This is a genomic window from Collinsella aerofaciens (assembly GCF_028206795.1).
Taxonomy (GTDB): Bacteria; Actinomycetota; Coriobacteriia; order Coriobacteriales; family Coriobacteriaceae; genus Collinsella; species Collinsella aerofaciens_AX.
This window is the reverse complement of record NZ_JAQLFJ010000005.1, coordinates 190,781-198,232: the sequence shown is the minus strand read 5'-3', so window position 1 is coordinate 198,232 and position 7,452 is coordinate 190,781. Positions and strand designations below refer to the sequence as shown.

The following is a 7,452-nucleotide window of genomic DNA, read 5'->3' as shown; positions in this document are numbered from 1 at the left end:
CGGATTCGCGCCTCAGGACTCAGCGCAACGCGTTGCGCTGAGTCCTGAGGCTGTTGCAATGAAAATGATAATCAAGGCCTGATTTATTTGGGGAATCGGGTAAAATAATTTCTTGTTTTTTAGAGTGTACTATGATATACTGCTATTATCTTGATTTGAGGAGTCTACCAAATATGCGGCAAGTTATTCTTAAATAAAATTTGATAATGGGCGCAAAAATGATTGCCCCTTGCAGGGGCTTAGTTTTTGTACCCAATTTAAGAATACTTTTGCCTTTTTAGTAAATATCGTGACGGACAGCGGCTCATGTAAGCCGTCATACTTCTGTTTGTCCGAAGTCATGATCCCCAGCGGTAAAAGTATTAGCCGCTGGGGATTTTTGCGCCCATTTGGGCCTTGTATGGAGGATAGACATGAACATTATCAATATCGGGATTCTTGCCCATGTAGACGCTGGAAAGACAACCTTGACGGAGAGCCTGCTATATGCCAGCGGAGCCATTTCAGAACCGGGGAGCGTCGAAAAAGGGACAACGAGGACGGACACCATGCTTTTGGAGCGGCAGCGTGGGATTACCATTCAAGCGGCAGTCACTTCCTTCCAGTGGCACAGATGTAAAGTCAACATTGTGGATACGCCCGGCCACATGGATTTTTTGGCGGAGGTGTACCGCTCTTTGGCTGTTTTAGATGGGGCCATCTTGGTGATCTCCGCTAAAGATGGTGTGCAGGCCCAGACCCGTATTCTGTTCCATGCCCTGCGGAAAATGGACATTCCCACCGTTATCTTTATCAATAAGATCGACCAGGCTGGCGTTGATTTGCAGGGCGTGTATCAGTCTGTTCGGGATAAGCTCTCCGCCGATATTATCATCAAGCAGACGGTGTCGCTGTCCCCGGAAATAGTCCTGGAGGAAAATACCGACATAGAAGCATGGGATGCGGTCATCGAAAATAACGATGAATTATTGGAAAAGTATATCGCAGGAGAACCAATCAGCCGGGAAGAACTTGCGCAGGAGGAACAGCGGCGGGTTCAAGACGCCTCCCTGTTCCCGGTCTATCATGGCAGCGCCAAAAAGGGCCTTGGCATTCAACCGTTGATGGATGCGGTGACAGGGCTGTTCCAACCGATTGGGGAACAGGGGAGCGACGCCCTATGCGGCAGCGTTTTCAAGGTGGAGTATACAGATTGTGGCCAGCGGCTCATCTATTTGCGGCTATACAGCGGAACGCTGCGCCTGCGGGATACGGTGGCTCTGGCCGGGAGAGAAAAGCTGAAAATCACAGAGATGCGTATTCCATCCAAAGGGGAAATTGTTCGGACAGACACCGCTTATCCGGGTGAAATTGTTATCCTTCCCAGCGACAGCGTGAGGTTAAACGATGTATTAGGGGACCCAACCCGGCTCCCTCGTAAAAGGTGGCGTGAGGACCCCCTCCCCATGCTGCGGACGTCGATTGCGCCGAAAACGGCAGCGCAAAGAGAACGGCTGCTGGACGCTCTTACGCAACTTGCGGATACTGACCCGCTTTTGCGCTGCGAGGTGGATTCCATCACCCATGAGATCATTCTTTCTTTTTTGGGCCGGGTGCAGTTGGAGGTTGTTTCCGCTTTGCTGTCGGAAAAATACAAGCTTGAAACAGTGGTAAAGGAACCCACCGTCATTTATATGGAGCGGCCGCTCAAAGCAGCCAGCCACACCATCCATATCGAGGTGCCGCCCAACCCGTTTTGGGCATCCATCGGACTGTCTGTTACACCACTCCCGCTTGGCTCCGGTGTACAATACGAGAGCCGGGTTTCGCTGGGATACTTGAACCAGAGTTTTCAAAACGCTGTCAGGGATGGTATCCGTTACGGGCTGGAGCAGGGCTTGTTCGGCTGGAACGTAACGGACTGTAAGATTTGCTTTGAATACGGGCTTTATTACAGTCCGGTCAGCACGCCGGCGGACTTCCGCTCATTGGCCCCGATTGTATTGGAACAGGCATTGAAGGAATCAGGGACGCAACTGCTGGAACCTTATCTCTCCTTCACCCTCTATGCGCCCCGGGAATACCTTTCCAGGGCTTATCATGATGCGCCAAAATACTGTGCCGCTATCGAAACGGCCCAGGTAAAAAAGGATGAAGTTGTCTTTACTGGCGAAATTCCCGCCCGCTGTATACAGGCATACCGTACTGATCTGGCCTTTTACACCAACGGGCGGAGCGTATGTCTTACAGAACTGAAAGGGTATCAGGCCGCTGTCGGCGAGCCGGTCATCCAGCCCCGCCGTCCAAACAGCCGCCTGGACAAGGTGCGCCATATGTTCAGTAAGATTACTTGATACACCACAGCAAAGAAGGTTACAGAATTGGTTGATTTCCGATCTCAACCGAACACATTGAGCTGATGGCACGCTCCCGCAGTTAACCGAACGCCCCCGAGGTCCTATCCGGGACCCGGGGGCGCCATTTTCCCAGTTGAAGGAATGGTGGAGATGTGTTTCGATGGGTCCGGTGGCCATGCACGACGCCGCCCGGCACCTCTTCCCAGACTCAGCCGGACGGTCGGTCCGTCTATTCCGTTTTTTCTCCTAGGCTAGGCCAGCGGGGCATCGCCCCTCTCTGCGCGCGCCCTCTCGATGAGCCCCGGCGTCAGGTCGAGTTCCCCGATGGGCACGTCCCCCACGCCGTAGGCGTCCAGCAGCGCCGCCGCGTCCTCCCCGAGCATCGCCCTGAAGGCGCGCGCGGGCGTCGCGAAGCCGAGCGCGCCGCGGGGCTCGGAGTTCACGTGCGACATGGCCAGCGCCAGGTCGGCCGGGGCGAGCCGGTCGAACCTGATTCCGGCGCCCTTGGGCAGCAGCTTCCTGATCTCGACGTGGTTGCGCTCGCAGGCGCCCTTCTGGTCGCTGCGCCTGGGGTCGCAGTAGAACAGCCTCGTCTCGCCCGGCCCCTCGCCGAGCAGCGCCGCGATCGCCGCCTCGTCGGAGAACTCGGCGCCGTTGTCGGTGAGGACGGCGCGGAACACGCGGCGCGTCCCGTCGGCGCCGAGGATGGCCCGGACGCCCTCCAGGGCGCCCGCGACGCACCCGGCGGTCTTCTCCTCCAGCGGCAGCGCGAGCTGGAGCCTGCTGGGGCGGTGCAGCAGCGTGAGCAGGCAGGCGGAGTCCTCCCGGGCCCCCTCGACGGTGTCCATCTCCCAGGCCGCGGCGCACGCGTCCTCCCCGAGGGCGAGGAACGCGGCATGCGACCTGCGGGCGGAGTGGCGGGTCGCCGCCCGGCCCGCGGCGCGCTTCCTCGGCCTGTAGCCGACCTTGCGCCTGAGCTCCATGTTGGTCATGCCGTCGTAGCCCGCCGAGACCCAGCGGTAGATGGTCGACGGCGACAGGTCCACCGGGCCGCCGTTGCGCGCCGCCATCTGCTCGGGCGACAGCCCCCGGCGCAGGCAGTCCCTTATCGCCTCCAGCCTGGCCGCCGCGGCGGGCTCGTCGGCGTCTATCCCGCGCCTGGACGAGACGAGGACCGAGTCGGCGCACAGCTGCGCGGCCCGGGCCTCGTAGAAGACGTGGGGGCGGCGCTTGCAGCCGATCGCGCGGTACCGGCCGCAGCCGTTGCAGCATCGCGGCCACGCCGCCAGGCGCGGGCAGGCCGCCGACAGGTCGGCGGAGGCGTCCACGCGCTCGCCGCGCCTGGCCTTCGGCGCCGTCACGAACCTGTGCGACGCCACCTCGGCGCTCACCGTCGAGGGCGACCTGCCCAGCTCCCTCGCGATCTCCCTGCACGACGCCCTGCGCTCCAGCATCCTCTGGACCGTGTCCCGCTCGTGCCTCGTGAGCCTTCCGTAGGCCCTCGGGACCGCCCTTGCGGAGCCACTTTTCTTCTTTCCGGACATGCCGTCCTCCGATCTCCCGGGGCCGGCCGATCCGGCCCTCAGGGTATCGGGTTCCCACATTCATCCGCACATGTACGGATGAATGTGGGAGGTGTTCGGATAAAGTTGATGTTCAAGGAGGTTACAGAATTATGTAGAGCTCCACATAATTCTGTTGCATTTTCCAGCCTCTTGTGATACTATTTTGATACTAAGAAAATTGACAGCCGAAAATAGCAGGTAAAATATTGCAAATTTGCGAATATTTTACCTGTAAATTCAAGAGAAATACTTCCTCATATACTTGAATTTGTCGAGTGGGAGTAGGACGACAGGGTTCTGACCTGCGATTTTGAGTGCCGCACTATGCCGCTGAGTTTCGTTTCGTACGAGAGTCATGACAAAGCCACCAGCGACGGAGATGAGTAAAAGCGATTAAAGAGCCTCCGTTCCCTGCGTTGGGACGGAGGCTCTTTCTTTGCCGTTTTACTCCCTTGTCTCCGTTCGGGGATTATTTCTTGCTCATTTAGGGCTATTCGCGCTGAAAGATTTTGACTAGCTTGGTGTCCTTTATTTCGTAGACAATGTCTGCGACGTTCTCGACCAGCCTCTTATCGTGGGAGACGAACACTATCGTTCCGGCATAGGCGCTCATCATCTGCTCGAGGGCTTCGGCGCTCTTGATGTCCAGGTAATTTCCAGGCTCGTCCATGAGCAAGATGTTGTATCTGCCCAGCAGCATCTTCGCGAGTAGCAGCTTGATGACTTCGCCTCCCGAGAGAACGCCAACGTCCTTTGTCAGGTCGCGCGGTCCGATTCCCATAGAGGCGAGGATGCCTCGAATTTCGGTCATGCTGTACTCGCAACCATCCTGCATGAACGAGATCGCAGACTGACGGGCGTCGAACTTGTAGCCTGTTTGCTCGAAGTAACCGATCTCTGCCTTGGGAGAGATGTTGATACCGTCGGCGCGTCGAGCGATTGCCTTCAGCAGGCTGGTCTTTCCTGTACCGTTGCCACCGGTGATGGCCACTTTGGCACCGAGCGGTATCTCGAATTTCGCGTGGTCATAGAGCATGCAGTTGCCGAAGCTCAAGCTGAAATCGTCTGCCGAGATGGGAAATTTACTATGCAGTTCCAGGGCCTTGCTCTGGCGGAACCGCACGGCGCGAATGCTATCTGGGGCCTCAATCCCTTCGAGCGCTTCGAGGCGCTTCTCCATGTCCTTAGCCGCCTGGTACATCCTCTTCTGTTTGGTGCCGGTTGCTTTCTGATGCCCCAATCGACCTGCATACTCGTTGCTTTTTTTCGCAGCCTTCCGCTTGGCGTCGACCTGCCGTGCTTTTTTCCGTTGTTTTTCGATGGCGGCTTCGAGGCGATCGCGCTCGCGCATCGCCTCTTCGTATCGAGTCGCCTGAGCTTTGCGCTCTTCTTCTTTCTGTCGCAGATAGTCGGAGTAGTCACCCCAGAATTCGGAAATACCGCCGTCTTTGAGCTCCCAGATCTTGTCTACCACCTGGTCGAGAAAATGACGGTCATGGCTCACGATGAGCAGAGCCCCATCAAATGCCTTGAGTTGTCCGACGAGAAGGCGGATGCCGTCTTGGTCGAGGTGGCTCGTAGGCTCGTCGGCGAAGATCGCGCTTGCATGCTGGGAGAGTGCAGAGGCAATCTTGGCGCGTGTTTCCTCCCCGCCGCTCATCGTCTCCTGCGCCACTCCGGCGACGTTGAGACGGGAGAGCATCTCACCACTGTCCTGAGCCGCATCAAGGTCGAGTTCATCGAGTTGGCCGATGAGGGCAATGCTGCCGAAGCGCCTGACGTCGGCGTCCGCAATGGTAAGATTGCCGCTCAGAATTTTAAGCAGGCTGGTTTTGCCTGCGCCATTGTCTCCCACCAAGCCGATGCGATCGTAGGAGTAGATTTCCAACTCTTCGATATCCAGGATATCGCGGCCGGCATATTCCAAAAAGATGTCTTTAGCTTTGACTATGAGTTCCATAGGTTGAACCGCCTTTTGTGTATTAGCCTTTTACTGGAAGCGCAGCCATGCCAAAAAAGATTGCTCACGTCGATTTTTCGCCTTTGCCCAATTGCCGGCGCGAGCGTTTTGACCTTGCGCAAGCCGGCAAATCCGAAAATGATAGTTGGCGACGAATAAGGAGCGCGATGTGGGATGTCGGCGCAATACCTCGTCGTCGCAAGGGCTTGAAGGCTGACGCGTGAACCGATGGCTGCCGCCTCTTTTTTTCGAATACTTGGGCTATTGAATCCGCCCGGTATCTCTTTTCCCCACGTTTCGGACGCTCGGAGCAAGCAGCATAGCCATCGCAAGCAGTACCATGGTCGCTCCAGAGCCGACGAACCATAACGGAGCTCCAAGCAGATCCGCAAAAACGGAGGGGGCCGCGAGGCCCATGGGCATGGCCCACGCCATGATGGTTCCGTAGAGGCCGAAAACGCGGCCTAGGTACTCAGGAGGTATCTGCTCCTGCATAAGGGCAGTCTGGGTTCCCGCGTACAACGGGGAGCATGCGCCCATAAGAAAGCTCGCCGGTAGGAAAACGGCGAACAGCGACGGGCCGATCAATCCGGATGCGATTGCGACGACGCCGAAGCCGGCGATCGCGGCGACCATGGTGAGCGACCTATTGCGGAACCCTCCCGTGGCCGCCAAAATGCCGGACCCAGCCAGCATGCCTGCGGAGAAAAGGACCTCCACCAAAGCAGCATCCCCCGTGCTACCGCCAAAATGTCCCAAGGTCATTATTGGGAACAATGCCGCGAGTGGGGAGAACGCGAAAGCGAAGACGAACCCGCACCAAAGAAGGGCGAACAGCCCCCTGTATCCCCTGATCAGCTTGTAGCCGTCCGAAATCTCAGAGAAAAGTTCTCGAACTTTATTGGAAAAGGACGAGCTGCGGTCGGCTTCGTCGAGTCCTCCTGCGTCTATCTGAGCGGCGAGGACAGCTAGAGAAGCGAAAAGCGCCCCCAGCACGTCGAGGGCAATCATGGCGGTAATGCCCGCCACAGGATAAATCACTGCCGCGAGCGCGGCGCCAAGAATGTATCCGGCGGACTGAATCGCCTGCATCACTCCCGATAGGCGAACGAGATGCTCTGGCGGGGCGAGATGGGGCGTGAGGGATTGGGAGGCCGGCGTGTAGAACGAAGTGCCAGCTGCGCGGAGAAACAGGGCGATGAGTATTGACCACGCAGGTAAGCTGCCGGCCAACGAGGCAATCGCCAAGGCGGCGCCCACCGCGGCAACGAAGAGGTCGGCGCCGATGAGAACACGTTTCAAAGGCAGCCTGTCGACAACGGCGCCCGCAAGGACTCCGAACAAAGCAATCGGCAGAAAGCCTGCTAACGATGCCAGGGAGAGGAGGGAAGATGATTCTGTCGTGAGGGCGATATGCCAAATGAGACCCATTTGGAGAATCAAGCTCGTCAATGTCGACACGAGCTCCCCGCCCCATACGAAACAAATCTTAAATTGCCATGAATGGCACAGCGAAACAGACCTGCGCCGAGAGGTTTCAAATATCATGGTTATGTCCAATCGTGAAATGGCGTGCAGAAAAACAGCGCGA

4 protein-coding genes are annotated in these 7,452 nt (G+C 57.4%); 1 reads left to right on the top strand and 3 read right to left on the bottom strand.

The annotated features are described in order from the left end of the window. Window positions 1–413: 413 nt before the first annotated feature. Window positions 414–2,333 carry a tetracycline resistance ribosomal protection protein Tet(W) gene (tet(W), locus tag PMX70_RS05080; RefSeq protein WP_271743078.1) on the top strand — a complete coding sequence of 640 codons (1,920 nt, stop codon included), beginning with the start codon at window positions 414–416 and terminating at the stop codon, window positions 2,331–2,333. A 254-nt stretch (window positions 2,334–2,587) separates the two neighbouring features. Here tet(W) and PMX70_RS05075 read toward each other — a convergent pair whose 3' ends face one another. The 3 genes from PMX70_RS05075 to PMX70_RS05065 all read right to left on the bottom strand — a co-directional run bounded on the left by PMX70_RS05075 (window position 2,588) and on the right by PMX70_RS05065 (window position 7,409). Continuing rightward, on the bottom strand, window positions 2,588–3,880 hold the full coding sequence (locus PMX70_RS05075) for an IS30 family transposase (RefSeq protein ID WP_271743077.1): 1,293 nt from the start codon (window positions 3,878–3,880) through the stop codon (window positions 2,588–2,590). A gap of 511 nt (window positions 3,881–4,391) precedes the next feature. Next, on the bottom strand, window positions 4,392–5,861 hold the full coding sequence (abc-f, locus tag PMX70_RS05070; RefSeq protein ID WP_005987409.1) for a ribosomal protection-like ABC-F family protein: 1,470 nt from the start codon (window positions 5,859–5,861) through the stop codon (window positions 4,392–4,394). A 261-nt stretch (window positions 5,862–6,122) separates the two neighbouring features. Further along, window positions 6,123–7,409, bottom strand: coding sequence for an MFS transporter (locus PMX70_RS05065; RefSeq protein WP_051479427.1), 1,287 nt, complete (start codon window positions 7,407–7,409; stop codon window positions 6,123–6,125). Window positions 7,410–7,452: the final 43 nt, after the last annotated feature.

Excerpts from the sequence above, each read along its gene's own strand:
- PMX70_RS05075 (WP_271743077.1), bottom strand. The coding sequence starts at position 3,880 with ATGTCCGGAAAGAAGAAAAGTGGCTCCGCAAGGGCGGTCCCGAGGGCC.
- abc-f (WP_005987409.1), bottom strand. The coding sequence starts at position 5,861 with ATGGAACTCATAGTCAAAGCTAAAGACATCTTTTTGGAATATGCCGGC.
- PMX70_RS05065 (WP_051479427.1), bottom strand. The coding sequence starts at position 7,409 with ATGATATTTGAAACCTCTCGGCGCAGGTCTGTTTCGCTGTGCCATTCA.